The sequence below is a fragment of the Stenotrophomonas sp. NPDC078853 genome, assembly GCF_044901215.1.
Classification (GTDB): Bacteria; Pseudomonadota; Gammaproteobacteria; order Xanthomonadales; family Xanthomonadaceae; genus Stenotrophomonas; species Stenotrophomonas lacuserhaii.
Map to the genome: position 1 here is coordinate 39765 of NZ_JBJDOQ010000022.1, position 24073 is coordinate 63837.

25 protein-coding genes and 1 pseudogene are annotated in these 24073 nt (G+C 67.0%); 4 read left to right on the plus strand and 22 right to left on the minus strand.

Going from position 1 to position 24073, the window contains the following annotated elements:
• The 22 genes and pseudogenes from ACI2JH_RS17830 to ACI2JH_RS17935 form a co-directional block, all read right to left on the minus strand.
• On the minus strand, positions 1 to 372 hold the full coding sequence (locus ACI2JH_RS17830) for a response regulator transcription factor (RefSeq protein ID WP_057507695.1): 372 nt from the start codon (positions 370 to 372) through the stop codon (positions 1 to 3).
• A 12-nt stretch (positions 373 to 384) separates the two neighbouring features.
• Positions 385 to 1794, minus strand: coding sequence for an RNA polymerase factor sigma-54 (rpoN, locus tag ACI2JH_RS17835; RefSeq protein ID WP_404736840.1), 1410 nt, complete (start codon positions 1792 to 1794; stop codon positions 385 to 387).
• Positions 1795 to 2044: 250 nt separating this feature from the next.
• Complete coding sequence (locus tag ACI2JH_RS17840; protein ID WP_042615450.1) at positions 2045 to 2677, minus strand: response regulator transcription factor; 633 nt, start codon at positions 2675 to 2677, stop codon at positions 2045 to 2047.
• A 100-nt stretch (positions 2678 to 2777) separates the two neighbouring features.
• Positions 2778 to 3356, minus strand: coding sequence for a PilZ domain-containing protein (locus ACI2JH_RS17845; protein ID WP_101099021.1), 579 nt, complete (start codon positions 3354 to 3356; stop codon positions 2778 to 2780).
• On the minus strand, positions 3353 to 3652 hold the full coding sequence (locus ACI2JH_RS17850) for a hypothetical protein (RefSeq protein ID WP_349999001.1): 300 nt from the start codon (positions 3650 to 3652) through the stop codon (positions 3353 to 3355). The genes ACI2JH_RS17845 and ACI2JH_RS17850 overlap by 4 nt, the downstream gene beginning before the upstream one ends.
• Complete coding sequence (gene fliS / locus ACI2JH_RS17855) at positions 3649 to 4068, minus strand: flagellar export chaperone FliS (RefSeq protein ID WP_101099019.1); 420 nt, start codon at positions 4066 to 4068, stop codon at positions 3649 to 3651. Before fliS ends, ACI2JH_RS17850 begins: the two co-directional genes overlap by 4 nt.
• A gap of 124 nt (positions 4069 to 4192) precedes the next feature.
• Positions 4193 to 5548 carry a flagellar filament capping protein FliD gene (gene fliD / locus ACI2JH_RS17860; protein WP_349999002.1) on the minus strand — a complete coding sequence of 452 codons (1356 nt, stop codon included), beginning with the start codon at positions 5546 to 5548 and terminating at the stop codon, positions 4193 to 4195.
• Positions 5549 to 5813: 265 nt separating this feature from the next.
• Entirely contained in the window at positions 5814 to 6812 is a 999-nt protein-coding gene (locus ACI2JH_RS17865; protein WP_404736845.1) for a flagellin, read from the minus strand.
• Positions 6813 to 6940: 128 nt separating this feature from the next.
• Positions 6941 to 7421, minus strand: a pseudogene (locus ACI2JH_RS17870) (flagellin); the annotation flags it as partial.
• Between the two features lie 260 nt (positions 7422 to 7681).
• Entirely contained in the window at positions 7682 to 9226 is a 1545-nt protein-coding gene (locus ACI2JH_RS17875) for a flagellin (RefSeq protein ID WP_404736841.1), read from the minus strand.
• 64 nt (positions 9227 to 9290) lie between these two features.
• Positions 9291 to 10499, minus strand: a complete 1209-nt coding sequence (flgL, locus tag ACI2JH_RS17880) for a flagellar hook-associated protein FlgL (protein ID WP_319276784.1) — start codon at positions 10497 to 10499, stop codon at positions 9291 to 9293.
• A complete protein-coding gene (flgK, locus tag ACI2JH_RS17885; RefSeq protein WP_349999006.1) occupies positions 10496 to 12376 on the minus strand; it encodes a flagellar hook-associated protein FlgK in 1881 nt (626 codons plus the stop codon). The genes flgL and flgK overlap by 4 nt, the downstream gene beginning before the upstream one ends.
• An 8-nt stretch (positions 12377 to 12384) precedes the next feature.
• Positions 12385 to 13578: a flagellar assembly peptidoglycan hydrolase FlgJ gene (gene flgJ / locus ACI2JH_RS17890; protein WP_404736842.1), complete on the minus strand. Its 1194-nt coding sequence runs from the start codon at positions 13576 to 13578 to the stop codon at positions 12385 to 12387.
• Between the two features lies 1 nt (position 13579).
• Positions 13580 to 14698 carry a flagellar basal body P-ring protein FlgI gene (locus tag ACI2JH_RS17895; protein ID WP_101099037.1) on the minus strand — a complete coding sequence of 373 codons (1119 nt, stop codon included), beginning with the start codon at positions 14696 to 14698 and terminating at the stop codon, positions 13580 to 13582.
• Between the two features lie 11 nt (positions 14699 to 14709).
• Positions 14710 to 15402, minus strand: a complete 693-nt coding sequence (gene flgH / locus ACI2JH_RS17900; RefSeq protein ID WP_042615436.1) for a flagellar basal body L-ring protein FlgH — start codon at positions 15400 to 15402, stop codon at positions 14710 to 14712.
• A 13-nt stretch (positions 15403 to 15415) separates the two neighbouring features.
• Positions 15416 to 16201 (minus strand): flagellar basal-body rod protein FlgG, encoded by a 786-nt coding sequence (flgG, locus tag ACI2JH_RS17905; RefSeq protein WP_042615437.1) that lies wholly within the window; start codon positions 16199 to 16201, stop codon positions 15416 to 15418.
• A gap of 133 nt (positions 16202 to 16334) precedes the next feature.
• On the minus strand, positions 16335 to 17084 hold the full coding sequence (locus ACI2JH_RS17910) for a flagellar basal body rod protein FlgF (protein WP_101099011.1): 750 nt from the start codon (positions 17082 to 17084) through the stop codon (positions 16335 to 16337).
• A 35-nt stretch (positions 17085 to 17119) separates the two neighbouring features.
• Positions 17120 to 18343 (minus strand): flagellar hook protein FlgE, encoded by a 1224-nt coding sequence (gene flgE / locus ACI2JH_RS17915; protein WP_182657637.1) that lies wholly within the window; start codon positions 18341 to 18343, stop codon positions 17120 to 17122.
• A 31-nt stretch (positions 18344 to 18374) separates the two neighbouring features.
• Positions 18375 to 19058 (minus strand): flagellar hook capping FlgD N-terminal domain-containing protein, encoded by a 684-nt coding sequence (locus ACI2JH_RS17920; protein ID WP_404736843.1) that lies wholly within the window; start codon positions 19056 to 19058, stop codon positions 18375 to 18377.
• A 23-nt stretch (positions 19059 to 19081) separates the two neighbouring features.
• Complete coding sequence (gene flgC, locus ACI2JH_RS17925) at positions 19082 to 19489, minus strand: flagellar basal body rod protein FlgC (RefSeq protein WP_042615441.1); 408 nt, start codon at positions 19487 to 19489, stop codon at positions 19082 to 19084.
• A gap of 3 nt (positions 19490 to 19492) precedes the next feature.
• Positions 19493 to 19888, minus strand: coding sequence for a flagellar basal body rod protein FlgB (flgB, locus tag ACI2JH_RS17930; protein ID WP_042615442.1), 396 nt, complete (start codon positions 19886 to 19888; stop codon positions 19493 to 19495).
• 249 nt (positions 19889 to 20137) lie between these two features.
• Positions 20138 to 21079, minus strand: a complete 942-nt coding sequence (locus ACI2JH_RS17935; protein ID WP_101099008.1) for a chemotaxis protein — start codon at positions 21077 to 21079, stop codon at positions 20138 to 20140.
• Between the two features lie 103 nt (positions 21080 to 21182).
• Here ACI2JH_RS17935 and flgA point away from each other — a divergent pair, with 103 nt between their 5' ends.
• The 4 genes from flgA to ACI2JH_RS17955 all read left to right on the plus strand — a co-directional run bounded on the left by flgA (position 21183) and on the right by ACI2JH_RS17955 (position 23865).
• On the plus strand, positions 21183 to 21839 hold the full coding sequence (gene flgA / locus ACI2JH_RS17940; protein ID WP_191768771.1) for a flagellar basal body P-ring formation chaperone FlgA: 657 nt from the start codon (positions 21183 to 21185) through the stop codon (positions 21837 to 21839).
• A gap of 76 nt (positions 21840 to 21915) precedes the next feature.
• The gene (gene flgM, locus ACI2JH_RS17945) at positions 21916 to 22218 is read left to right on the plus strand and encodes a flagellar biosynthesis anti-sigma factor FlgM (protein ID WP_101099007.1); all 303 of its coding nucleotides are present in this window, start codon (positions 21916 to 21918) and stop codon (positions 22216 to 22218) included.
• Positions 22215 to 22553 (plus strand): flagellar protein FlgN, encoded by a 339-nt coding sequence (locus ACI2JH_RS17950; protein WP_101099006.1) that lies wholly within the window; start codon positions 22215 to 22217, stop codon positions 22551 to 22553. Before flgM ends, ACI2JH_RS17950 begins: the two co-directional genes overlap by 4 nt.
• 91 nt (positions 22554 to 22644) lie before the next feature.
• Positions 22645 to 23865, plus strand: coding sequence for an ATP-binding protein (locus ACI2JH_RS17955; RefSeq protein WP_101099005.1), 1221 nt, complete (start codon positions 22645 to 22647; stop codon positions 23863 to 23865).
• Positions 23866 to 24073 lie beyond the last annotated feature (208 nt).

Genomic DNA, 24073 nt, shown 5'->3' on the forward strand with positions numbered 1-24073 from the left:
TCAGTTTCCCTTCAACCCTTCCAGGATCGGCATGACTTCCTGGATATAGGACAGCTTGCTGACGAAATTGTCGGCGCCGGCGCGCAAGGCGTGCTCGCGGTGTTCGGCATCGTCGAAGTGGCTGGCGATCACGATGTACGGGGCATCGTCCTGCGATTTGATCAGGCGGGTAGCCTGCAGGCCGCCCATTTCCGGCATCGCCAGGTCCATCAGAACCACCTGCGGACGCAGGCTTTCCGAGCGCTCGATGGCTTCCAGTCCGTTGCCGGCGCTGCCGACCACGGCCAGCCAGTCAACCTTGCGGAAGTGGCGCATGGCGGCGTTGATGAAACCCTCGTGGTCATCGACCAGCAACACGGTGAGCTTGTCCATTCCAGTTCGTCCTCAGCCCACCCGGGCCATCAGCGGTTGCCGGACCACCGGCCGACGGCGCTCGCGCGCCGGGGCGATATCCAGTTGTTCCCGGTATTTTGCAACGGTCCGGCGTGCAATGTTCACTCCCTGGCGCGCCAGCAGCCCGGCGATGGCCTCATCGGCCAGTGGCCGCCCCGCCGGTTCAGATTCGATCAGCCGGCGCACCATGGCTTTCACGGCCGCCCCGGAGACGCTGGCCCCTTCCAGCCGCACGGCGAAGAAGTGCTTGAGTTCGAAGGTACCACGCGGGGTCTGCAGGTATTTGCCGGTGGTGATGCGCGAAACGGTGGATTCGTGCATGCCGATGCTATCGGCCACTTCCTTCAGGGTCAGCGGGGCCATGGCCTCATCGCCGCGGGTAAGGAAGGCGGCCTGGCGCTCGACGATCACCCGTGCGGTGCGCAGCAGGGTGTCGTGGCGCATCGACAGGCCGCGGGTCAGCCAGCGCGCCTCGGCGAGCATTTCGCGCATGGCCGGGCTGGCATCGGGGGAGTCGGCCAGGGCCTGTTCGTAGTCCCGGTTGATGCCCACCCGGCGGCTGCTGCGGCTGTTCAGCGCCACGCGCCACAGGCCGTCGGCGTGCCAGGCGCTGACATCGGGCACCACCACCGCGTTGCGCTCGGGCAGCAGGCTGTCACCGGGCCGCGGCTGCAGGGACAGGATCAGCCGTACCGCTTCGTGCACGTCGGCTTCTTCACTGCCGTGCGCCGCGGCCAGGGCGGGGTAATCGTGGCTGGCCAGCAGCTCCAGCGATCCGGCCAGTATGCGCCGTGCCAGATGGCGGGCGGCCACCGCGCCGGGCAGGGCGTCCAACTGGGCCTGCAGGCATTCACCCAGGTGCTGTGCGGCCATGCCGGCCGGGTCGCCCCGCAGCAGGCGCTGGCGGATGGCCTCCAGTTCTTCGGCCTGCACGTCCAGCCGGGCGCTGCCCAGCAGTTGCAGCTGCGCCAGCGGAGACTGCAGGTAACCCGCATCGTCGCAATGTTCCAGCCAGAAGGCGGCGATGCCCAGTGCGCGCTCGTCCAGTTCCAGTGCCAGGCCCTGCAGGATGCGCAGGTGCGGATCGCTGGACTGGCCGGCGGCGATGCGCGCCATGCGGTCGTCGTCACCGTCCTGCCAGCTGGCGCCGGGGATGTCCCACATGCCGCTCTCGGGCAGTTCGTCGAAGGCGGCCGCATCGGTGGCCGCGTCCACCGCGCTGCCTGCCTCGGCCGCGCTGTCGCGGACTTCTTCGATTTCCAGCAGCGGGTTGTTGTCCAGGGCGCGCTGGATTTCCTGCTCCAGCTGCAGGCCATCGAGCTGCAGCAGCCGGATCGACTGCAGCAACTGTGGTGTCAGGTGGAGGTTCTGGCCCAGCTGGACATTGAGTGCGGCTTTCATCTGCATTCCCCTGCGCCATCCCCGACGCGTTATGGAACACATCTTGCTTGTTGGCCGGGGTAGGGGAAATCGGGGGGTTCCTGAGCGCGCTAGGGTCGCCCCTGACCCATGGTCAGGAAAATCCCTACATCGCAACGGGTTTCCGTCACGGTGCCAGGTGCAAGTACCTGATCCACCGCAGCGGTCCGGCCTGCCGTCGCAGGAATCTCGACGCGGGGCAACCACGGCGTCGGAAAAGCGTCGTCGCCCGCTACTCCAGATCGCTCTGGTGGCGCGCGGCCAGCAGCACCAGGTCATTGGCGCGACGGCAGCCCAGCGATTCCATCATCCGCGCGCGATGGGTTTCCACGGTCTTGACGCTGATCCCGAGGTCGGCCGCCATTTCCTTGTTGCTCTGCCCGCTGCCGATCCGGCGCAATATCTCGCGCTGGCGCGGGGACAGGGCCGCCACGCCCACCGGCTTCTCCCGCCCCAGCATCGGGGCGAGCATCTTTGCCGAAATCTGCGGGCTCAGGAACACCTGGCCGGCATGCGCCGCGCGCAGTGCCAGTTCCAGTTCGCCAGGCGCGGCATCCTTGACCACGAAACCTACTGCGCCGCGATCCAGCGCATCACGCACGTGGGCGACGTCGTCATGCATGGTCATCATCACCACGCGCGATCCCGGGGCATGCAGGCGGATATCGCTGAGTGCTTCCAGGCCGGTGCGCCCGGGCAGGGAAAGATCCATCAGCACCACATCCGGTGCATGCTGCAGCGCTTGCTGGAGCGCCTGTTCAGCATTGCTGGCTTCGGCCACCAGCTGGACATCGGCGAATCCCTGCAGCAGTCGCCCAAGGCCGGCGCGGACTAGGGTGTGGTCGTCGACGATCAGAACGCGCAAGGTGAGCAGCTACAGGCAGGGAAGGGACCACCATAACGGACCGGGGCCGGGCAGCCAATAGCGACAGTCGCGTACAGCGACGGCCATCCCGTATTGCGCCTCAGCGGTAGCGTCGGGCGTCGGCGATCTGGCGGCGGTGCAGGCGGAACAGGTGGCGTTCCATTGCCATTTCCAGCCCGTCACCGAGCTCGTCGAAACGCAGCCACAGATAGTGGCCGCCGGCGCCGTTGGCTGCTTCGGCCACTACCTGCACGGGCAGGTCCACGTGGTCCGGCAGCCAGTCGCTGGGCTGCAGGCGCACCGTGCCGGCACTGCCCGCAACCGCGCCGCTGCGCGGGCCCAGCTGCAGTCGGATGCCGCGTCGCGACCAGCGCAGCGGACGCAGGGGCAGGGCATCGGCCTGCTGGCGTACCAGCCGGCCCACCAGCAGCAGCACCAGATCGAGTTTGGCTTCGATGCGCTGCTGGCCGGGGCTGGCTTCGCCGCGGTCGTCTTTGTCCTCGCCGCGGCTGTCTTCCACCAGGCCGATGCTGCGCAGCAGCTGCTCGGCCGCGCTGGCGCGCACGCCGCCGCTGCCGCGCAGGAAGTCCGCGGGCAGGTCCACATCGCAGCTCAGCGTTTCATCGAACAGCTCGCTTTCTGCGGGATGGTGGATCAGCGGCGCGGCGGGCGTGTTCATGCCAGCGATTCTGCCTTCAGGTAGGCATGCGCAGCGCGAAGGGAGCGCTTGCCGTGGTTGAGGTGGGCGGCCGCTTCATCGCGCAGCTGCACCATGCGGCCCATCACCCGCTGCTGGTGGGCAAGCAGGGTCCGGATCGCCTCATCGGTGGGGCGTTCGACGCTCAGCGACAGCGCGGCCACCGCCTGCAGGTGCTCGGCCATCAGGCGTTCGCTGCCTTCATGGTCGCCGCTGGGCAGGTGCGCTTCCAGCGTCTCCAGCGAGGCGTGCAGCGGCTGCAGCACCAGGGCGCTCATGGTGTCCCTGCGCCACGGATCTGGCGCTGGTCGCCGGGGATGGCGTTCCAGGCCGAGTCGATCTCCATCATCAGGCTCAGTGCATCCTTCAGCGCAGCCGGATCGTTGTGCAGGTTGGCTTCGGTCAAGCGCACGATCACGAACTCGTAGAGCGCGGACAGGTTGGCGGCGATCTCACCGCCGGCCTCATGGTCCAGCGATCCGTCGAGATGGCCGACGATCGAGCAGGCTTCGCCGATCGCCTTGCCCTTGCGCGCCTGATCACTGCGCTGCAGCGCGGCCTCGGCGGTGCGGATGCGCTCGCAGGCACCGGCCAGCAGCAGCGCCACCAGCTTGTGCGGGTCCGCATCGACCACCGAAGTGCTGACGCCGACCTTGCGGTACTGCTCGGCGAACTGCCGGTTTGTGCCGTACATGTATGGTTTCTCCTGGGGTGCCGGTTGCCTGGTCCCGCCCGTGGCGGAGTGCAGCCGGTACCGGTGTTTCATGGATATCGGCCATCAGGCCGATCAACTTGAGCGGGCTGGCGCGGACGCCGGATCAGCTCTTGGAACTGTTGTTGGCCAGCTGCTGGGAAAGCGTATTGCTGGCGCTCTGCATCTGGGTGACCAGGCCTTCCATCGCGGTGAACTGCTTGGTGTAGCGATCGGATACTTTTTCCATGCGCGCATCCAGGTCATCCAGCTGCTTTTCCAGCGCCTTGATTTCCTTGTTGAGCGAATTGGTGCGCTGGGTGATGGTGCCGGTGGTCGTGTCCAGATTGCTCTTCAGCAGCGCGGTCATTGACTTGCCGATGCTGCCTTCGGCACCGAACAGCGACTTGGCCGCTTCCGGGTTCTGCGCCATCGCTGTGTCCAGCTTGGCTGCATCCAGACTCAGCGTGCCATCCGCTGCGATGGTCAGGCCCATCGTCTTCATGTCGTTGACGTTGGCACTGAGTGAGCTGCGCAGCTGCTGCTGCAGGCCACGTACCATTGCATCGCCGGTCAGCGTGGCGGCGGTGCCGGTTTCGGCGTTGTAGGCGCTGGAGCTCTTCAGCGTGCTCTGGATGGAGTTGTAGGCACTGATGAACGCGTTGAGGTTGGTCTTCAGCGTGCTGTTGTCAGGCGTCAACGTCAGCGTCTGTTTCTTGCCTTCTTCGGCCTTGGTCAGCGTCAGCGTGATGCCGGGGACCAGATCGGTGACGGTGTTCGAACTGGAGGTGCGGGTGAAGCCATCCACCACCACCACCGCATCCTTGGCGGCGACCATTTCGGTCATCTTCGAGGTGCCGGCGGCATCGTGCACCAGGTCGCCCAGGCCGCCGTTGCCACCGCTGGTGCTGACGGTGAGCGCGCCCTTGGTGCCCGAATCCACGGCGGTCAGCACCAGGTGCTGGCCATCATCGGCGGTCACCACGGCGGCCGTCACACCCTTGCCGCCGGCAGCGGAATTGATCGCCGCAGCCACTTCGGACAGCTTGGCGCCCGCCGGGATGGTGACGCTGATGTTCTTCTCGCCGTAGCCGATGTTCAGCGTGCCATCGCCGATCACCGCGTCCTTCTCGTACGCCTTCGAGCTCAGCTTCTGGTTCTGCGCCAGCGAACGGACTTCCACCTCATGCGTGCCGGCGGCCGGCTTGCCCGCAGTGCTGGCGGTATCGATGACGGCGGTGAAGTTCGATTCGGTTGGCGTGCTGGCCTTGATGCCTGGATTGGCAACGCCCTTGACCAGGGCGCTCAGCGCGGTCTGCAGGCTGGTCATGCCACTCTTGATGGTGCCCAGCGACGAAAGCTTGGCGCTGGCGGCGACGCCGGCGTTGTTGATCTGGTTTTCCTTCGGCGCACGCTCATTGGCGACGAGCTGGGAAACCAGGCTGGGGATGTCGAGGCCGGAACCGATGGTGCCGAGGGACATGGAAGGATCCTTGTGCGGTGACGGCACGAGCCGATGCCATGCATCTGCTATCGGCCGCTGTTGGGCGAGCTTGAGCGCTGCTGCGCTGGCTGCCTTGATGCAAGCCCCGTGCCACGGTCCGATGATGACGGCCGCTGACCGTTGTGGGTGACGACTGTTGGTCGTTGTGGGTGACGACCGTTGGTCGTCACGCTCTCCCGTCCCACACAAACGAAAAGGGGGCTTTCGCCCCCTTTCCGGTCTCACGTACTACTTGATCCGTGGATCAGCCCAGCAGGCTCAGCACGCTCTGGCTGGACTGGTTGGCCTGGGCCAGCATGGCCGTACCGGCCTGCTGCAGGATCTGGTTGCGGGTCAGTTCGGCGGTTTCCGAAGCGTAATCCACGTCGCGGATACGGCTACGGGCGGCCGACATGTTCTCCGAAGAGGTGTTCAGGTTGGCAACGACCGAGGTGAAGCGGTTCTGGATCGCGCCGAGGTCAGCACGCGAGGAGTTGACCGAGTTCAGCGCAGCGTCCATGGCCAGGATCGCGTTGTCTGCACCGCCCACCGAGGAGATGTCGAGGTCGGCGAAGCCGTCCTTGGCACTGCCAGCGGCGTAGTTAGTGCTGGTTGCAGCGGTGAGGCCGGTCTGCTCCAGCAGTGCGTCATCGTCGGTCGTGCCGGCAGCGGCGATGGTGAAGTTGCCTTCCTTGCCGCTCAGCCGCAGCGTGCCTTCCACCAGCGAGGCGGTGACGCCGGTTTCGTGGGTCTTGGCGTTGACGGCATTCAGCAGCTGGGTCGCACGTTCACCGGCCGTGCCGACGGCGGTCAGGTCGATCTGCACGGCCGAGGTGGCGGCGCCGTCGAGGGTGCCGGTCAGGGTGAAGCTGGCGGCGCCGAACTTGGCGGCCACGGCGGCTTCTCCGGGGACGCCGTCCGTGCTGATCGCGGTTGCACCATCGAAACCGCCGACAGTGGTGCGGGCGGTGCCGGCAACCGACTGGTCACGGGTGAAGTTGGTGCCGTCAGCGCGGTTCACGGTCAGCGTGCCGGCGGTGATCGCGCCTTCAATGGTGGTGGCGGCACCCAGGCTCAGGCTGAAGCCACTGACCGTGCCGGTGCCGTCAGCACCGAAACCGGCACCGGTAAAGGCCGCCGCGGTGCTGGCAGCGGTGGTGGCTGCACCGGTGACGGCGATCGCCAGCGTGTCGCTGCCAGCGGTGAAGGTCTGGGTGGAGACGCTGGTCGCATCGCCGCCGGCGCCGGCGGTGAAGGCGCCCATGGCCTTGGTGGCAGCGGTCGCAGCCACGGCCGGCACGGCATCGCCGTTGGGGACCACGCCGGTGGCACTGGCCGAGGTGGTGGCGCTGGTCCAGCTGCCGAGCTTGCTGATGTTGGCGTTGGCGATCTGCGAGATGTTGATCGTCTGGCCCTGGTTGGCGCCGATCTGGAAGGCCTGGTCGGTGAACTTGCCGTCCAGCAGGTTGGTGCCGTTGAAGTTGGTCTGCTCGGCGACGCGCTGGATTTCCTGCTTCAGCAGCTGCACTTCCGAGTTGAGCGCCTGGCGGTCCGAATCGGAGTTGGTGGCGCTGCGGGACTGAACGGCCAGTTCACGCATGCGCTGCAGGTTGTTGCCGATTTCGCCCAGGGCGCCTTCAGCGGTCTGCGCCAGCGAGATGCCGTCGTTGGCATTGCGGGCAGCCTGGTTGGCACCACGGATCTGGGTGCTGAAGCGCTCGGAGATGGCCAGGCCGGCGGCATCGTCCTTGGCGCTGTTGATGCGCAGGCCCGAGGACAGGCGCTGGATGGTGGTGGCCAGGTTGGTGCCGCTGGTGCTCAGGTTGCGCTGGGCGTTGAGCGACATGGTGTTGGTGTTGATGACTTGTGCCATGGTGCGGTTTTCCTTTTTGGCAGTGGGTCCGGCAGTTCAGCCTGGCCGGTATTAGGGGCAGTGGATGGGCGCCCCGGTGGGGGTGTGCTGCCGCTGCTGAAATCAATAACGGCACTGCCTGCCCAGCCTTTAGCCACAAGTCAATTATTTTTTCCGGATTCGGTAGCGCCGAGCGATGCTTTGCGGCCCTTGGAGGCAGAAAGGCCCCGCCAGTTGCCTGGCGGGGCCTTCGGTTGCTGCGCTGCCGGGGCAGGGCGGTATTACGACTGCAGCAGGCTCAGCACGTTCTGCGGCACCTGGTTGGCCTGGGCCAGCATCGCCGTGCCGGCCTGCTGCAGGATCTGCGAGCGGGTCAGTTCGGCGGTTTCCTGGGCGTAGTCCACGTCGCGGATGCGGCTGCGCGCAGCGGACATGTTTTCCGAGGACGTGGTCAGGTTGGCAATGGTGGAGCTGAAGCGGTTCTGGATCGCGCCGAGGTCGGCACGCGCCGAATTGACCGACTGCAGCGCCGCATCCATGGCCAGGATCGCGTTGTCCGCATCAGCCTGCGAGGAGATGTCCAGCGCAGCGAAACCGACCTGGGCCGAGCCGGCAGTGAACGAGCGGCCATTGACCGAGCTGTCACCAGCGGTGAAGCCGGTGGCGCCTGCGAGTTCGTCGGCGGTGAGGCTGCCCCCGATCTCGAAGTTGCCGGTCTTCGATTCCAGCTGCACCTTGCCATCGATGATCGAGGCGGTGACGCCGGTTTCGTGACTCTTCGCATTCACCGCGTTGACCATCATGGTGTTGCGCTCGGCCGTGTCCTTGGACGCGCCCACTACGATGTCGACGGTGCCGGTGCCATCGGCGGTGGACAGGGTCAGCTGGCCGGCCGTGATGGCGCCGAAGCTGGCCGCGACAGCGGCAGTGCCGTTGTCCTGGGAGCCTACAAAGCCGGCCCCTTGGAAACCGTCCGCGCCGGCACCGGTCATGCCGATGGTGAACTCGCCCCCATCGGCGCGCGAGAACGCTAGCGTGCCAGCGGCAACCGTGCCGGTCGAGGTGAAGCCGGCGGCGGCCAGATCAGCGGAGCGATCGGACAGCGCCTGCGTGATCTGTGCTTCGGTGACCGTTGCGCCGGCAGCGGCAGTGAGGATTTCCACGCCACCGACCGAGAACGAGAAACCGCCCGCAGCAGCGGTGACGTCATCGAACTGCCCTGAAACTACCGAGGCGTTCGGCACCGCCGCAGCGGCGCCACCGGTGGCCACTGCGCTGGTCACGCTGGCCGCAGTGGACGCACTGGTCCAGCTGCCCAGCTTGTTGGTATTGGCGTTGGCGATCTGCGAGATGTTGATCGTCTGGCCCTGGTCGGCGCCGATCTGGAAGGCCTGGTTGGTGAAGCTGCCGTTGAGCAGGCTGGTGCCGTTGAAGTTGGTCTGCTCGGACACGCGCTGGATTTCCGACTTCAGCAACTGCACTTCGGCGTTCAGCGCCTGGCGGTCGGAATCGGAGTTGGTGGCGTTGCGCGCCTGCACGGCCAGCTCGCGGATGCGCTGCAGGTTGTTGCCGATCTCGCCCAGCGCGCCTTCGGCGGTCTGCGCCAGCGAAATGCCGTCATTGGCATTGCGCGCGGCCTGGTTGATGCCGCGGATCTGGGTGGTGAAGCGCTCGGAGATCGCCAGGCCCGCCGCGTCGTCCTTCGCACTGTTGATGCGCAGGCCCGATGACAGGCGCTGGATCGAGGTGGCCAGCGAGTTGCCGCTGGTGGAAAGGTTGCGCTGGGCGTTCAGCGACATCGTGTTGGTGTTGATGATCTGTGCCATGGGGCGTCTCCGTGGGTTGCTCGGGTCTGTTGGTAGAGGCGCGCTTGGGGCGCCCGGATGAAGGTCAGCGGATACTGTTGAACAAGGACATCGCCTGCATCTGGCTGAAGATCGTCTGCGCGGCCTGCAGGGCCGCGTTTTCGAGCTTGTACTGGCCGATGGCATCGGCGTAGTCCAGGTCGCGCAGGGTGGAAAGGGTGCTCTTTACGGTTACGGCGGTGGCGTCGCGTGCGCTGGCGGCGTCGTCGATGGCGGCCAGCTGCGCACCGCCCTTGGCCCGTGCATCGATCATGTTTTCCGAAGCACGCGTGATGTCACGCATGCTCGACTGCAGGAGGTTCTGCATGCCGGTGCGGTCGGCCGCGGTCTGCGGATCCGATTCCAGTGCACCGATCAGCGTGTCCATCGTGGCGAAGATGTCGCGCGAGCTGGAGGCCACCACGTCGAAGCTGTCACCGGCGGCCGGTGCCCCTTCGATGCGCAGGCGCACGCCGCCGACCACGATGTCTTCGCCCTTGGTGTGGGTGCCGGTGGCCACCACCGCGCCGGCAGCGTCCAGCACCTCGTAGGCGCCTTCGCCGGCGGCAGTGAAGCGAACGTTGAGCGCGCCACCGTCCCAGTCCGCGCTGCCATCGCGGCTGACCGAGGTCAGCAGGCCGCTGCCGGTGTTGCCGGCGGCCGCGCTGGCGTCCACCGTGCCATCGCCGGTACGGATGCGCATGAAGATCTCGCTGCCGGGCAGGGCATCGTTGACCAGTTGGCCGGGTGCCACTTCCACCTGGCGCTGGGTCTGGTCACCGACATAGCTGACCGTGCCGCCGGCCTTGAGGAAGGGCGCGTCCGAATCGTTGCTGCCACCGAACAGGTAACGACCGCTGCCGTCCTTGCTGTTGGCCAGCGACAGCAGGCTGTCCTGGATGGTTTTCAGCTCGCTGACGATCGCCTTGAGGTCGGTGTTGCCGGGCACCGGCGTGTTGGCCTGGATGCTCAGCTCGACCGCGCGGGTCATCAGTTCGTTGGCCTGGGCCAAGGCGTTTTCCTGCAGGCCGAGGCGGTTCTGCGCGTTGTTGGCGTTCTTGCCGAGCTGCTCCAGCCCGGCCACCACGCGGTCCAGGCCGACGGCGGTGCCGGCAGCGACCGGATCGTCCTTGGCCGACACGATCTTGCTGCCGGTGGCGATCTGCTGTTCCAGGTGGTTGATCTTGGACTGCTTGCCCAGCATCAGCGAAACCGACTGGCTGAACATCATCCCGGTGGAAATACGGTCATTCATCGCGAGACGGCTCCGAGGATGGTCTGGAACATGGTGTCGGCGGTGGAAATCAGCTGCGACGCGGCCTGGTAGGCCTGCTGCAGGCGGAGCATGTCCGCTGCCTCTTCGTCCAGGTTGACCCCGGATACCGAATCCCGCGCGGCCTGCGCCTGGTCGGTGATCACCTGCTGCGCATCCAGCGAGTACTGCGCCGAACGTGCGGCCGCGCCGACCTGCGTGGTCAGCCCACCCAACGCGCCATTGAGGGTGACGGTGCCGCTGTTGAAGGTCTTGGCGTCCTCCACCTTTGCCAGTGCCAGCGCGTTGCTGTTGTCCGACGAACCGGCACCGACCGGGGTGATGTTGAAGGTGTCGCCCGGCTTGGGCGCGCCATCCAGCACGAAGCTCCAGCCATTGGCGGTGATCGTCTGGCCGGCGGTGTAGGCGAACGGGCCGGCCCCGTCGATGGTGTACTGGCCGGCGGCGGTGAAGACGATCGCGGCCGGGTTGCGCAGCGCTGCATTGGCGGCGTCGCCCACCTTGACGTCGGTGAGCTTGCCGGTGCCGGTGTTGGCGGTTGCCGCGGCCCCCTTGATCGGCGCGGCCGCGGCCAGCCGCGACGGATCGGTGATCGCCACGCTCATGCTGCCGGCCACGTTGGCGGTCGGCTGCAGCAGGAAGCGGTCATTGGCCGCCGGGGTGCCACCGACCACCATCTGCACGCCGTTGATCACCAGCGGATCGGCCGCACTGCCGCTGCCGGTCAGCGGGATTGCCGCACCGGTGTCGGCGCGGTTGGCCTGCCACTGGGTACCGTCGAAGCGCAGCACGATGTTCTGCGCATCCAGCTTGGACAGGTCGCCGAAGCTGGCCTGGATCGTCGCATTGCCGGTGTTGGCGGTGTTGTCGGTAATGCGCGGGCTGCCGATGTTGAACAGGTCGGTGCCCATCTGTCCGTACAGATCCACGCCGTTGCGGTGGGTGTCGTTGAAGGTGGTCGCAAGGCCCACCGCCAGCTTGCCCAGTTCGGCCTGGGCCGGGGTCAGCACGGTTTCGCGGAACTCCATCAGCCCGCCCACCTGCCCGCCGAGTGCCTTCGAATCCAGCACCACCTTGGCGCCCTGGGTTTCCAGCGCCAGTTGCAGGCGCTCGGGCTGGTAGGCATCGGTAACCGTGGTGACCTTGCTGGCGGTGCTGCCGACCACCAGCGCCTGGCCGCCGGCGGTGTAGACGTTCATGAAGCCGCCGTCCTGGATCACCGCGTTGCCGCCGGTGTATCCGACCAGGCTGGCGATCAGCTGGTCACGGCGATCCAGCAGGTCCGGTGCGGCATTGGCGGCGTTGCTGCCGATGGCGCCGTTGATCTGCGCCACTTCCGCGGCCAGCCGGTTGATCTCGGTGGCTGCTGCGCTGATGCCGTTGTTGACCTCGCTGTTGAGGCTGTCCAGGCTGGTATTGAGCTGGCGGAAGCGATTGGCCAGCGTGTTGGCGCTGTCCAGCACGTTCTGGCGGTCAGCGGTGGCCGACGCGTTGGACGACAGTCCGCTGACCGAATCGAAGAAGTTCGACCACACCCCGGCCACGTTGGTGGAGGCATCGGAGAACAGCGAATCGACGCGGTCGGCCATGGTGGACAGCTGCTTCAGCCGGGCCAGTTCGCCGCTGCCGTCAAGCAGCCGCGAGATCGCCAGCTGGTCGGCAACGCGCCGGATATCGGCGATTCGGGTGCCGTTGCCAACGGTGCCGTAGCCCATCTGCTGCGGATCGGCGGTGGCGAAGTCCACGCGCTGCCGGCTGTAGCCAACGGTGTTGATGTTGGCCACGTTGTGGCTGGTGGTGGCCAGTGCGCGCTGGAAGGCGAGCAGGGCACTGGTACCGGTAGAGAGCACGCTGGTCATGGGGTTCCTCAGCGACGGGCGGTGCCCAGCGCTGCCTGGGCAGTGCTGGCGAAGGTGCGACCCAACTGCGCGCCGGCATCGCCGATGGCGGCGACCGCGCGTTCGATGGTCGGGCCGCCAGCGATGCTGGCGATCTTGTTGGCGTACGACGGGTCGGTCGCATAGCCGGCCTGCTGCAGCCCGCGCGCGAAGCCGCGCACGTCGGTGCCGGCTTCCAGTGCCTTCTGGTAGCGCGGGTTGCTCTTCAGCAGGCGCACGTAGTCGGCGAAGCTTTCGGCCGGCGAGCTGTAGCTGCGGAAACTGGCGGTTTCGTTGCGGCGTGCGCCATTCACATATTCGTGGGTGCCCACGGTGGCGCGGTCGCCGCTCCAGCCGGTGGCCTTGATGCCGAACAGGTTGTGCGAAGTACGGCCATCGCCGTGGGTGATCTGGCGCTTGCCCCAGCCGGTTTCCAGCGCGGCCTGCGCGACCAGCGCACGCGCATCCACGCCGAGTTCCTTGGCGGCGGTCTGTGCGTGTGCCCAGATGCCGGCGACGAAGCCTTCGGGGGTGTGCGAGCCGAGGCGCGCCACGGCCGAACTGCTGGCCAGCGTATCGATCGCCGACGGGCCGGTGCCGCGGTTGGTTGCTGTTGCCGCCCACTGGTCTTCGGCCGCCACCGGTGCCGGCGCGGCCAGCGTCTGCGCAGCATACGGATCGCTGCTGCCCAGCGCCTGGTGCATGCTGCTGCTGTCGCGCCCGGCGATCAGGTCCAGGGTCTGCTCCATCGGCTGCAACAGGCGCGGCGAGCTGCCCGCGGCCATCTGCTGCAGCATGCGCACGGCCTGGTCGGCGTCTTCCAGCGGCATCGCCGGCGCGTCGGCGGCCGGGGCGTTGAGCTGGTAGGCGCGGGTGGCTTCGGTGGCGTTGATGCGCCCATCCAGGGCCGGGCCGTCCGTCGCAGCGCCGGAAAGCTGGCGGCTGATCACCGCCGACAGCCCCAGGCCCTTTCCGCGGGTCATCGACTCGGCGATCTTCTGGTCGTACATCTCGCGGAACATGGTGTTTTCGCCGGGGAACAGCGAGTCACCGAAACTGGCATCGCGCATGCTCTTGACCAGCATCTGCGCGAACTGTCCTTCAAGCTGGCGCGCGACCTTGTCGACCTGGGCCGGATCGTTGCGCTGCGAAGGATTGAGCTCGAAGGATGGCTGGATGCGCATGTCAGATCACCTCGAGCTCGGCGCTCAGCGCGCCGGCCTGCTTGAGGGCTTCCAGGATCGCGATCAGGTCGCCCGGGGCGGCGCCCACGGCATTTACCGCGTGCACGATTTCATCCAGCGAGGTGCCACCGTTGAACTTGAACATGCGGCTGCCATCGTTGGTGGCGGTGATGGTGGACTGCGGGCTCACCACGGTCTGGCCGCCTGCCAGCGCATTGGGCTGGCTGACATTGGTGCCTTCCTGGATGGTCACCGTCAGCGAGCCGTGCGAGATCGCGGCAGCGCCCACGCGGACCTGCTGGCCGATCACCACCGTACCGGTGCGCGAGTTGACCACCACCTTCGCCGATGCCGCGCCCGGGGTCAGCTCCAGGCTTTCGATGCGTGCCAGCAGGCCGATGCGGGCGCCCGGATCGGTCGGCGCGTTGACCGCGACGGTGACGCCGTCGACGGCGCGGGCAGCGCCTTCGCCGAAGGCGTTGTTGAGTGCGGCAACCATGCGCGAGACGGTGGTGAAGTCGTTCTTGTGCAGGTTCAGGGTGATCTCGCCGGCCGCGCCGAACACATCCGGCAGCGCGCGCTCGACGGTGGCACCGTTGGGGATGCGGCCCACGCTGGGCACGTTGACCGACACCCGCGAGCCATCGCGGCCCTGTGCGCCGAAACCGCCGACGATCAGGTTGCCCTGGGCGATCGCGTAGACCTGGCCATCGGCGCCCTTCAGCGGGGCCATCAGCAGCGAACCACCGCGCAGCGACACCGCATTGCCGATCGAGGAGACGGTAATGTCGATCGGCTGGCCCGGCTTGGCGAACGGCGGCAGCTCAGCGTGGATCGCCACGGCGGCGACGTTCTTCAGCTGCGGATTGACGTTCGCCGGAACATTGACGCCCAGCTCGCCGAGCAGGTTCTTCAGGCTCTGCACGGTGAACGGTGCCTGGCTGGTGCGGTCACCGCTGCCATCCAGGCCGACCACCAGGCCGTAGCCCACCAGCGCATTGCCACGCACGCCGCCGACCTGGGCCAGGTCCTTGATGCGTTCGGCATGCGCCGGCAACGCGGCACCGGCAACGACCAGGGCCGCGATCAACAGGCGGGCAGAAAAAGTGAGGAGGTTCATGGCAGGCATGCTCAGAACGGCGCCAGGCCGGAGTTGAAGAAGCGGCTCAGCCAGCCCATCGCATTGGACTGCGCCACCGCGCCACGTCCGCCGTAGACGATGCGGGCATCGGCCACGCGGCTGGAGGGAATGGTGTTGTCCGGTGCGATGTCGGCGGCGCGGACGATGCCCTGCACCTGCACCAGCTCGTCGCCCTGGTTCAGCCTCAGGTTCTTCTGGCCCTGCACCACCAGGTTGCCGTTGGGCAGGCGCTGCATCACCGTGACCGTCACGTTGCCCTGCAGGCGGTTGCTCTGTGCACTGTTGCCGCGGCCGGTGAAATCCCGCGACCCATTCGCGGTGGCCGACAGGATGTCCTTGCCGCCCAGGGTGACCGGTGCGCCGAAGATGGTCGGGGTGCCGATGGCCAGCTCGGATTCCTTGCTGGTTGCGGTGTTCGCGCTCATCTGTGCCTGGGTGTTTTCCAGCAGGGTGATCGTCAGCAGGTCGCCGACATCGCGTGCGCGGCGGTCCGAATACAGCTGCAGCGACGGACCGGCGGCGTAGATCGCCCCGGCCGTTGCCTGGGCCTGCGGCGGCATCACCGGCTGTACCGGCGCCAGGGCCGGGTAGGGGCGCACGTCGCCGGCGATCACGCAGCCGCCCAGCAGCGCGATGGCGGCGGCAGCGAAGGTCAGGCGGGCGAGGGAAGCGGCTGGCAGCATGATGGCGGTCCGATCAGACGTTGTTGTTGAGGTAGCCGAGCATCGAGTCGGTCGTGGAAATGGCCTTGGCGTTCATTTCGTAAGCGCGCTGGGTTTCGATCATCGAAACCAGCTCTTCCACCACGTTGACGTTGCTGCCTTCCAGTGCGCCCTGGACCACGTTGCCGAGCCCGTTGAGGCCGGGATTGCCGTTCTGTGCCGGACCGGAGGCGGTGGTCTCCAGGTACAGGTTCTCGCCGCGCGACTGCAGGCCGGCCGGGTTGATGAAGTCGGTCAGGGTCAGCGCGCCGATCTCCACGGTGGCCGCGTCATCGGCCATCTTCACGCTGACCGTGCCGTCGCTGCCGATGGTCAGCGTCTGTGCGCCTTCCGGGATCTGGATGCCCGGCTGCACCGGGTAACCGCTGTTGGTGACCAGCTCGCCGTCCTGGTTGACCTTGAACGAGCCGTCGCGGGTATAGGCCGAGCTGCCATCGGGCATGGATACTTCGAAGAAGCCGCGGCCGTTGACCATCACGTCCAGTGCGCGCCCGGTCTGCTGCTGGCTGCCCTGTTCGAAGTTCTTGGCGGTGGCCACCACGCGCACGCCGGTTCCGAGCTGCAGGCCGGTCGGCAACTGCGTCTGCGCCGATGTGGCACCGCCAGGCTGGCGCACCTGCTGGTACAGCAGGTCCTCGAAACTGGCACGGTCCTGCTTGAAGCCGGTCGTGTTGGTGTTGGCGAGGTTGTTGGATACCACCGACATGCGCGTCTGCTGCGCGTCCAGTCCGGTCTTGGCGATCCACAGTGCCTGGTTCATGGTCGGGTCCTCTGCGTGGTGTCCGGCCCAGCGGGGCGGGGCAGATACCTGCGAACGCTCGCAGGTGCTTCACCAGGGGTACTGCAAGCGGCGTGCCATTGCGGCGCGCCGGTATTCCGTCGTCGGCGTGGACTCAGCCGTTCAGCCGCAGCAGACTATTGGCGCTGCGTGCGTTTTCGTCGCCGTGCTTGATCACCTTGACCTGCATTTCGTACTGGCGCTGCAGCTGGATCATCTGCACCAGCGCACCGGCGGCGTCCACGTTGCTGCCTTCCAGCTGGCCGCTTTCCAGTGCCTTGCCCTGGGTCTGCACGAACGGCTGCTGCGGATCGGTGTTGCGGAACAGGCCATCCAGCCCGCGTTCCAGCCGCGCGTCATCTGCCGCCACCACCTTGATCCGGCCGATCACCGCCATCGTCTGCGGACCCTCGCCGAGCGGGATGATCGAGATGGTGCCGTCGTTGCCGATCTCCATCGCCTGGTGCGGCGGGATGGCGATCGGGTTTTCGTTTTCATCCAGCACCGCGTGGCCGCCGGCGGTGACCAGCTGGCCGTTCGGGGTCAGCGACAGCGCCGCACCGCGGGTGTAGGCCTCGCCACCGCCCGGTGCCTGCACGGTCAGCCAGCTGCCGGCCTGCAGGGACAGGTCAAGCGGATTGCCGGTGATGTGCTGGGCACCGACGCGCCGGTTGAAGCCGGCATCGACATGGATGGCGTCCACGCGCGAAGCGAAACCCTGCCCGCGGATCGCGAAGGCCTCGGTGTTGGCCAGCGCTTCCTTGAAGCCCGGCGTATCGGTGTTGGCGATGTTGTGCGACACCGTGCCCTGTGCCTGCAGGGAGGCGCGGGCGCCGGTCATCGCGACGTAGAGGGCCTTGTCCATGGGGGAAGCTCCGTGCTGCGGTCAGCCGGCCATCATCAACGGATGTTGATGATGGTCTGGGTGACCTGGTCCTGGGTGCTGAGCATCTGCGAATTGGCCTGGAAGTTGCGCTGGGCCACGATCATGTTCACCAGCTGCTCGGTGAGGTCCACGGTGGACGATTCCAGGGCGCCGGCCTGGATCTTGCCGAGGTCGGAGGTGTCCGGAGCGGCGGTGCGCGGCGAGCCCGAGGCGAAGGTTTCCACCCACATGTTGTCACCGGTCGACTGCAGTCCCTGGGCATTGTTGAAGTTGGTCAGTGCGACCTGGCCCAGCGCCTTGTCATCGCCATTGGAATAACGCGCATAGACCACGCCCTGTTCGGAGACGCTGATCTCGTTGAGCTTGCCGGCCGCGTAGCCATCCTGCTGGAAATTGCGCAGGGCGAACTTCTCGCCGTATTGGGTCGACCCGGCCACGTCCAGGGTCAGGTTGAGCTGGCCGGCGCCGGTGGCCGGGGTGAAGCCGTCCAGGGTGATCCTGCCGTTGGCCGGGGCAACCAGCGCGCCGCTCTCGTTGAACTGCAGCGTGGTCGGGGCGCCGGCGGCCTGGCCGTCGACGTAGTTGTACACCTGCCACTCGTTGGCAGCGGTGCCCTTGACGAAATACGAGGTCTGGGTGTGGCTGACACCGAGCGAGTCATACACCGTCACGCCGCCGCTGGACTGGCTGTAGCTGTTCGAATCGGTCGGGTCGAACGGGGTCACGGTGGGCTGGCTGCTGTTGGCCGGCAGGGTGAAGGCCAGCTGCACGCTGCCGGTCTGCTTGGGCGGGCTGTCGGTGGTCAGCAGCTGCAGGTCGGTCAGGCGACCGGAATCGAAGGTCGTGCCATCGGCGTTGGGGGTGAACACCTGCAGGCGTGCACCGGCCGGGTTGATCACGAAGCCCTGCGCATCGGTCTGGAAATTGCCGGCGCGCGAGTAGGTGCGCTGGCCGTTCATGCTCATGGTGAAGAAGCCTTCGCCGGACACGGCCAGGTCCAGGCTGCGCCCGGTCTGGCTGTTGTTGCCCTGGCTGAACTGCTGGGCCACGTTGGACACGCGTGCGCCGGAGCCCACCGCGTTGCGTGACAGGCCATAGCTGGTGGCCGAAAACAGATCGGCAAATTCGGCGCGCGACTGCTTGAAGCCGGTCGTGTTGACGTTGGCGACGTTGTTGGCGGTGACGCTGAGGTCGGTGTTGGCGGCGTTGATGCCGGACAGCGAGACATTGAAAGCCATGGTGGACTCCTCGATTATTCGGTCTGGGGGCTCAGCTGATGCGGAGCACGTAGTCGATCGGGGCGGCGCCCAATCCCTTGAGATTCAGGTACAGGCCGTCGGAACCGACGGTCACGCTTTCCACCGGCGCCTCCACGTAGGTGCCGAGCTTGGTCTGCGCGCCGGCGGCATCGGTGTGGTTGGCCACCAGCGAATAGTTGCCGGGTGGCAGGCGGTTGCCGCTGCTGTCCTTGCCGTCCCATTCGAAGCTGGTCTCGCCGGCGGCGGTGGCTTCCACGCTGATCTGGGCGACCTTCAAGCCGTTGGCATCGGTGATGTCCACGTTGATCATGCCGGCGCTGGGCGCGGCGACCACGCCGCCGACGCTGCCTTCGGCTTCCAGCACCATCTTTTCCGACGGCACCAGCACGTCGTGGCCGACCAGCGCGGCGCCACGCAGCACCTGGTCGCTGGCCATCGAGGTCTGGAAGCCCTGCACGGTGGTGTTGAGGTCGGTGATGCCCTGCACGGTGGACATCTGCGCCATCTGCGCGACCATCTGGGTGTTGTCCATCGGCTTCAGCGGATCCTGGTGCTGCAGCTGTTCGGTCATCAGGCGCAGGAAGTCGGCCTGCTCCAGCGTGTCTTTTTTCTTGCTGGCGCTGCTGTTGGGCGAGTTAAGGCCGAGGGCGGCGTACACGTCCTGGCTGGACTGGGTGGTGATGGCAGTACTCATGGAGAGATCCTTGCGGGCGCGCCTCAGCGGCCCATCGTCAGCGTGGCGAGGGCCAGTTCTTTGGCGGTGCTCAGCATTTCCACGCCGGCCTGGTAATTGCGCGAGGTGGAGATCAGGTTAACCATCTGCGCGACCGGGTCGACGTCGGCCTGGTAGATGTAGCCATCGCCGTCGGCCAGTGGATGGCCGGGCTCGTAGCGCTTGATCGGCGCAGCGTTGCTCTGGCTGATTTCCTTGACCTGCACCGTGGTGATGTTGGGATCGGTGCGGCTGGTGACGGCCTGGAAGATCGGTTCCAGCGGCTTGTAGACCGCTTCGGCCGAGCCAGCCACCGAATCGGCGTTGGACAGGTTGGAGGCGATGGTGCTCATGCGCACCGACTGCGCCTGCAGGGCGGAACCGGCGATGTCGAAGATCGGCAGGTTGCTCATGGTTTATTGCCCCGTGATCGCGGTGAGCATGGAGCGCACCTTGGATTCGACGAAGCTCAGCGAGGCCCGGTATTCCAGCGCGGCACGGCCGTAGGCGGCGCGCTCGGTGTCCGGGTCCACGGTGTTGCCGTCGAGGTTGGGCTGGATGCCTTCACGGGAGATCTGGAACGGGTTCAGGCCGCCGCCGATCGCCAGGTGCTGTTCGTTGGTGGTGGCCATCAGGCCGTTGCCGGACTGGCCCTGGGCGCTGCGCAGGGCGGCGTCGAAGTCCAGGTCCTGGGCCTTGTAGCCGGGGGTGTCGGCGTTGCCGAGGTTGCTGGCGATCAGCTTCATGCGCTGCTCGCGCAACGGCATGGCCTGGGCATGGACACCCAGGTAGTCGGAAATCAGGTTGGACATGGCGCGCTCCCACGGAACTGTGCCGGGGAGGCTGCAACCTTTGTGCCAAAGCGGCGGCGTTGGGCTGGGGGCGTGGTGGCGGGCAGGCCTGCGCAGGACACGCCGCAAGTACGTCCGTGTAGGCTGCATCGCCGCATCCATGCGGCTCAGCGTCCTGCCCAGGCCTGCCCGCCACCCCGCATTATTTAATCGAACGCGGGAACGCTAGCGCCTGGCCGTGCTCGGCGGTGATGCCAGGGGGGCGTGGGGTCAGGCGGCTTCGGCGACGCGGCGCAGGCGGTCCAGGACGAAGTCGGCCAGTTCGTGCGGGGAATATTTGGCGACGAAGGCGTTGGCCCCCACGCGTTCGACCATCGCGTTGTTGAACACGCCGGAAAGGGAGGTGTGCAGTAGCACGAACAACCCGGACAGGCCCGGGTGGCGGCGGATTTCTGTGGTCAGCGTGTAGCCGTCCATCGCCGGCATTTCAATGTCGGAGATCACCATCGCGTAGCGCTGGGCCGGGTCTTCACCGGCGGCGTGGATCTGCAGCAGGTGGTCCAGCGCCTGCTTGCCGTCGGACAGCAGGGTGGCGCCGACGCCCAGCTGGTCCAGCACGCTGCGGATCTGCTGGCGCGCCACGCGCGAGTCGTCCACCACCAGCACCTGCATCGGCGGGGCGTCGGCGGGCAGGGCCATCGCCGGGTCGAGTACCGCTTCGCTGCGGGTCTGGGCGATGTCGGCCAGCACGCTTTCCACGTCGATCACCTGGATAAGCTCGCCCTGGAAGCGGGTCACCGCGGTGAGGTAACTGGATTCGGCCCCCAGCTCCGGCGGTGGATGGATGTCCTGTACGGCGATGTTGACGATGCGCTCCACCCCGCTGACCAGGAAGCCCTGGATGGACCGGTTGAACTCGGTCACCACCAGATAGCCCGGGCCGTCACCGTTGTTGCCCCGCTCGGGATGGCCGATGGCCACGCCAAGGTCCAGCACCGGCACCGAGCGGCCGCGCACATCGGCCACGCCGGAGAACTGGCTGGGCAGGCCCGGCACCTGGAACAGGGCAGGGCGCCGCAGCACTTCCTGCACTTTGAACACGTTGACGCCAAAAAGCTGGCGTCCGCCCAGGCGGAACAACAGGAGGGCCAGCCGGTTGTGTCCAGCCAGCCGGGTGCGTTGGTCGATGCGGTTGAGCAGGTCATGTGACATGCAGGCTGTATCGGCGCGCCGGCGATGGACTTGAGCGGCGCGACTGCGTTGCCATTGGCACGGCGCTTGCAGCAGGGCGGGTGATCCCATGACCGGAGGTGGCATGCCATCCTTCAAGACGATGTGCTGGCTGATGCTGGCGATGGCCGCGCCCGCCGGGGCCGCGCCCTCGTGGCAGCCGGTGGACAGCATCCGCACGGCCGCACTGTCCACACTGGGCGCGGGCGAGCAGGGCGAGGCCGTGGTGGCCGACGCGCTGCGCCTGCCGGCCTGCGCGCAGGGCCTGGCCGCGCAGCCCACCGCCAGTACCACCGTGGAAGTGAGCTGCCCCGATGCCGGCGGCTGGCGCCTGTTCGTGCCGGTGAAGGTGCGCCGCGAGCAGACCGTGCTGGTGCTGGCGCGTGGTATTGCCGCTGGAGAAACGCTGGCTGCTGCCGATATGACCACTGCCCAGCGTGATGCAGCGCGGATCGCCGGCGCCGTGCTGGCCGACCCCGCCGCTGCCGTCGGCCGGGTGGCACGCCGGACGCTGCAGGCGGGCAGCCTGCTGTCCGCCTCTGACCTGGTCGCACAGCGGCTGGTCCGGCGCGGCGACAGCGTGGCGCTGGTGTCCCGGCGCGGATCGGTGGAAGTCCGGGTGGCCGGCAAGGCGCTGGGCGATGCCGGCGAGAACGAACGCCTGTCGGTGGAGAACCTGACCTCGCGCAAGATAGTGCAGGGCACCGTGGACGCCAGTGGCGACGTTTTAGTGACGCGCTGAAAAAAATCGCAAAACCCCCTAAAGATCACGGTCCGGTGGCCGTTATCGTTACAGTACGGCAACCCTTGGAGCTCCAATGAGCCAAAAAATCGACGGTACCCTGCAGGCGGCGCAGACCCTGCGCGCGGTGGGTCCGGCCAGTCGGCCCGGCATCAGTACCGATGCGCCCGCGCGTCCGGTGCAGGCAGCCGACAGCTTGAAGCTGACCGGTGAAGCCACCAACCTGCAAGCCCTGGAACGCAGCCTTTCGGCCGCCCCGGCGATCGATGCCGAGCGCGTGGCCGCAGTGCGTGAGTCACTGCAGAACGGCAGCTACCGGATCAATCCAGAAGCGATTGCATCGCGCATGCTTGATCTGGACCAGCAGCTGCAGGGATGAGCACGCCCATGAGCGAGCCCATGCAACGGCTGAGCGAAGCCCTGGATGCCGAGCGCCAGGCCTTGGTCGCGCACGATGTGCATGCGTTGATCCGTGCCACCGGGGCCAAGCTGGATGCCCTGCGCGCACTGGACAAGGCGCTTCCGGTCGGCGAATCCAGCCAGTTGCAGGAACTGGCCGAACGCAACCGCGCCAACGGCGTACTGCTGTCGCGCCGACGCCGCGAGGTCAACTGGGCGTTGCGCCAGCTCGGCCGCAGCGAAGATGCGCCGGCGTACGACAGCAAGGGCCAGTCCCAGCAGATGACCGCCGGGCGTCCGCTCGCCGTCGCCTGATCCGGGCCGGCGGCACGGCGATCCGTGTTGCGGCTCGCCCGCATCTGCAGGCATCGTATAGTGGCACTCATCCTTGCCACGCCGAGCACCCGTGCCTGCCGCCTTCCCGAACCCGACGCCGTCCCTCCCTTCGCCCGCGCTCCTGCAGGCGCTGCTTGCGCCGGTGCGCGAAGGCCTGCTGCTTTTCACCGACGATGATTCAGTGATCCTGGCCAATCCGGCGGTGGAGGCGTTGCTGGCCACCGGTCCGGCCAGTGGTGCCGGTCCGGCGCAGCGGCTGCGCGCCCTGCTGCCGCCCGATGCGATGGCAGTCGCGCGGCGCGAGGGGCAGTGGAGTGGCAGCCTGGTGATGGGCGAAGCGGTCGTCACCGCCCAGCTTTACCACCACCGTGACCAGGGTGCAGGGTATTACCTGGGCCTGTTCCGCCGGGTCGAAGGCCAGGAAGACTACGAACGCGAACTCCAGCAGCGGCACGCGGAGCTGCGCCAGGCCTATCTGCGGCTGAATGGCGCGCAGGAAAAGCTGCTGCAGTCGGAGAAGATGGCTTCGATCGGCCAGCTGGCCGCGGGCGTGGCGCACGAGATCAACAACCCCATCGGTTACGTGCATTCCAACCTGGGCAGCCTGCAGGAATACCTGCGCAGCCTTTTCACGGTGATCGAGGCCTACGAGCGCGCTTTGCGTGCGCCGGATCCGAAGACGTTGATCCCGGAAATCGATGACATCCGCGATCGCCTCGACATCGACTTCATCAGCCGGGATCTGCCGCAGTTGATGGCTGAGTCGCGCGAGGGAATCGAGCGGGTGACGCGCATCGTGCGCGACCTGAAGGACTTCTCCTATTCCGGGCGTGACGAGTCGTGGAAGCTGGTCGACCTGCACTCCGGGCTGGAGTCGACCATCAACATCATCTGGAACGAACTCAAGTACAAGGTGGAACTGCACCGTGAGTTCGGCCAGCTGCCGTTGGTGGAGTGCCTGCCTTCGGAGCTCAACCAGGTCTACATGAACCTGCTGCTCAACGCAGGCCATGCGATTGCCGAACGGGGTGTCATCACCGTGCGTACCGGGGTGGAAGGCGAGCACGTGTGGGTGGAGTTCCAGGACAGCGGCGGTGGCATTTCGCCGGAGCTGCGCCAGCGCATCTTCGATCCGTTCTTCACCACCAAGCCGGTGGGCAGCGGCACCGGCCTGGGGCTGTCGATCTCCTACAGCATCATCAACAAGCACAACGGCCGGATCGACCTGGACAGCACGCCGGGGGTAGGGTCCACGTTCCGGATCGTGCTGCCGATCAAGCAGCCACGGTAGGTGGTGTGTTGCCGGGCTGCGCCCGGCACCTGCTCTTCAGGCGACGTCAACAGCAACAGCAACAGCAACAGCAACAGCTGCAGGGCTGATTGTGGGCGGGGCGGGGGGGGGTGGGGGGGGGCTGCGGGGGTACAAACGAAGAGGCGGGGCCCCCCCCACACAAGCGCGGTGGGGTTCCGCCCCCCCCCCCCCCCCCCCCACCGCACCC

What these genes read in the sequence shown, in the direction of transcription:
- ACI2JH_RS17830 (WP_057507695.1), bottom strand. Translation starts at nt 372, where the DNA reads ATGGACAAGCTCACCGTGTTGCTGGTCGATGACCACGAGGGTTTCATC.
- rpoN (WP_404736840.1), bottom strand. Translation starts at nt 1,794, where the DNA reads ATGAAAGCCGCACTCAATGTCCAGCTGGGCCAGAACCTCCACCTGACA.
- ACI2JH_RS17845 (WP_101099021.1), bottom strand. Translation starts at nt 3,356, where the DNA reads ATGAACACGCCCGCCGCGCCGCTGATCCACCATCCCGCAGAAAGCGAG.
- ACI2JH_RS17850 (WP_349999001.1), bottom strand. Translation starts at nt 3,652, where the DNA reads ATGAGCGCCCTGGTGCTGCAGCCGCTGCACGCCTCGCTGGAGACGCTG.
- fliS (WP_101099019.1), bottom strand. Translation starts at nt 4,068, where the DNA reads ATGTACGGCACAAACCGGCAGTTCGCCGAGCAGTACCGCAAGGTCGGC.
- fliD (WP_349999002.1), bottom strand. Translation starts at nt 5,548, where the DNA reads ATGTCCCTCGGCACCATCGGTTCCGGCCTCGACATCCCCAGCCTGGTT.
- ACI2JH_RS17865 (WP_404736845.1), bottom strand. Translation starts at nt 6,812, where the DNA reads ATGGGCGCCTTCACCGCCGGCGCCGGCGGCGATGCGACCAGCGTCTCC.
- ACI2JH_RS17875 (WP_404736841.1), bottom strand. Translation starts at nt 9,226, where the DNA reads ATGGCACAGATCATCAACACCAACACGATGTCGCTGAACGCCCAGCGC.
- flgL (WP_319276784.1), bottom strand. Translation starts at nt 10,499, where the DNA reads ATGAATGACCGTATTTCCACCGGGATGATGTTCAGCCAGTCGGTTTCG.
- flgK (WP_349999006.1), bottom strand. Translation starts at nt 12,376, where the DNA reads ATGACCAGCGTGCTCTCTACCGGTACCAGTGCCCTGCTCGCCTTCCAG.
- flgJ (WP_404736842.1), bottom strand. Translation starts at nt 13,578, where the DNA reads ATGCGCATCCAGCCATCCTTCGAGCTCAATCCTTCGCAGCGCAACGAT.
- ACI2JH_RS17895 (WP_101099037.1), bottom strand. Translation starts at nt 14,698, where the DNA reads ATGAACCTCCTCACTTTTTCTGCCCGCCTGTTGATCGCGGCCCTGGTC.
- flgH (WP_042615436.1), bottom strand. Translation starts at nt 15,402, where the DNA reads ATGCTGCCAGCCGCTTCCCTCGCCCGCCTGACCTTCGCTGCCGCCGCC.
- flgG (WP_042615437.1), bottom strand. Translation starts at nt 16,201, where the DNA reads ATGAACCAGGCACTGTGGATCGCCAAGACCGGACTGGACGCGCAGCAG.
- ACI2JH_RS17910 (WP_101099011.1), bottom strand. Translation starts at nt 17,084, where the DNA reads ATGGACAAGGCCCTCTACGTCGCGATGACCGGCGCCCGCGCCTCCCTG.
- flgE (WP_182657637.1), bottom strand. Translation starts at nt 18,343, where the DNA reads ATGGCTTTCAATGTCTCGCTGTCCGGCATCAACGCCGCCAACACCGAC.
- ACI2JH_RS17920 (WP_404736843.1), bottom strand. Translation starts at nt 19,058, where the DNA reads ATGAGTACTGCCATCACCACCCAGTCCAGCCAGGACGTGTACGCCGCC.
- flgC (WP_042615441.1), bottom strand. Translation starts at nt 19,489, where the DNA reads ATGAGCAACCTGCCGATCTTCGACATCGCCGGTTCCGCCCTGCAGGCG.
- flgB (WP_042615442.1), bottom strand. Translation starts at nt 19,888, where the DNA reads ATGTCCAACCTGATTTCCGACTACCTGGGTGTCCATGCCCAGGCCATG.
- ACI2JH_RS17935 (WP_101099008.1), bottom strand. Translation starts at nt 21,079, where the DNA reads ATGTCACATGACCTGCTCAACCGCATCGACCAACGCACCCGGCTGGCT.
- flgA (WP_191768771.1), top strand. Translation starts at nt 21,183, where the DNA reads ATGCCATCCTTCAAGACGATGTGCTGGCTGATGCTGGCGATGGCCGCG.
- flgM (WP_101099007.1), top strand. Translation starts at nt 21,916, where the DNA reads ATGAGCCAAAAAATCGACGGTACCCTGCAGGCGGCGCAGACCCTGCGC.
- ACI2JH_RS17950 (WP_101099006.1), top strand. Translation starts at nt 22,215, where the DNA reads ATGAGCACGCCCATGAGCGAGCCCATGCAACGGCTGAGCGAAGCCCTG.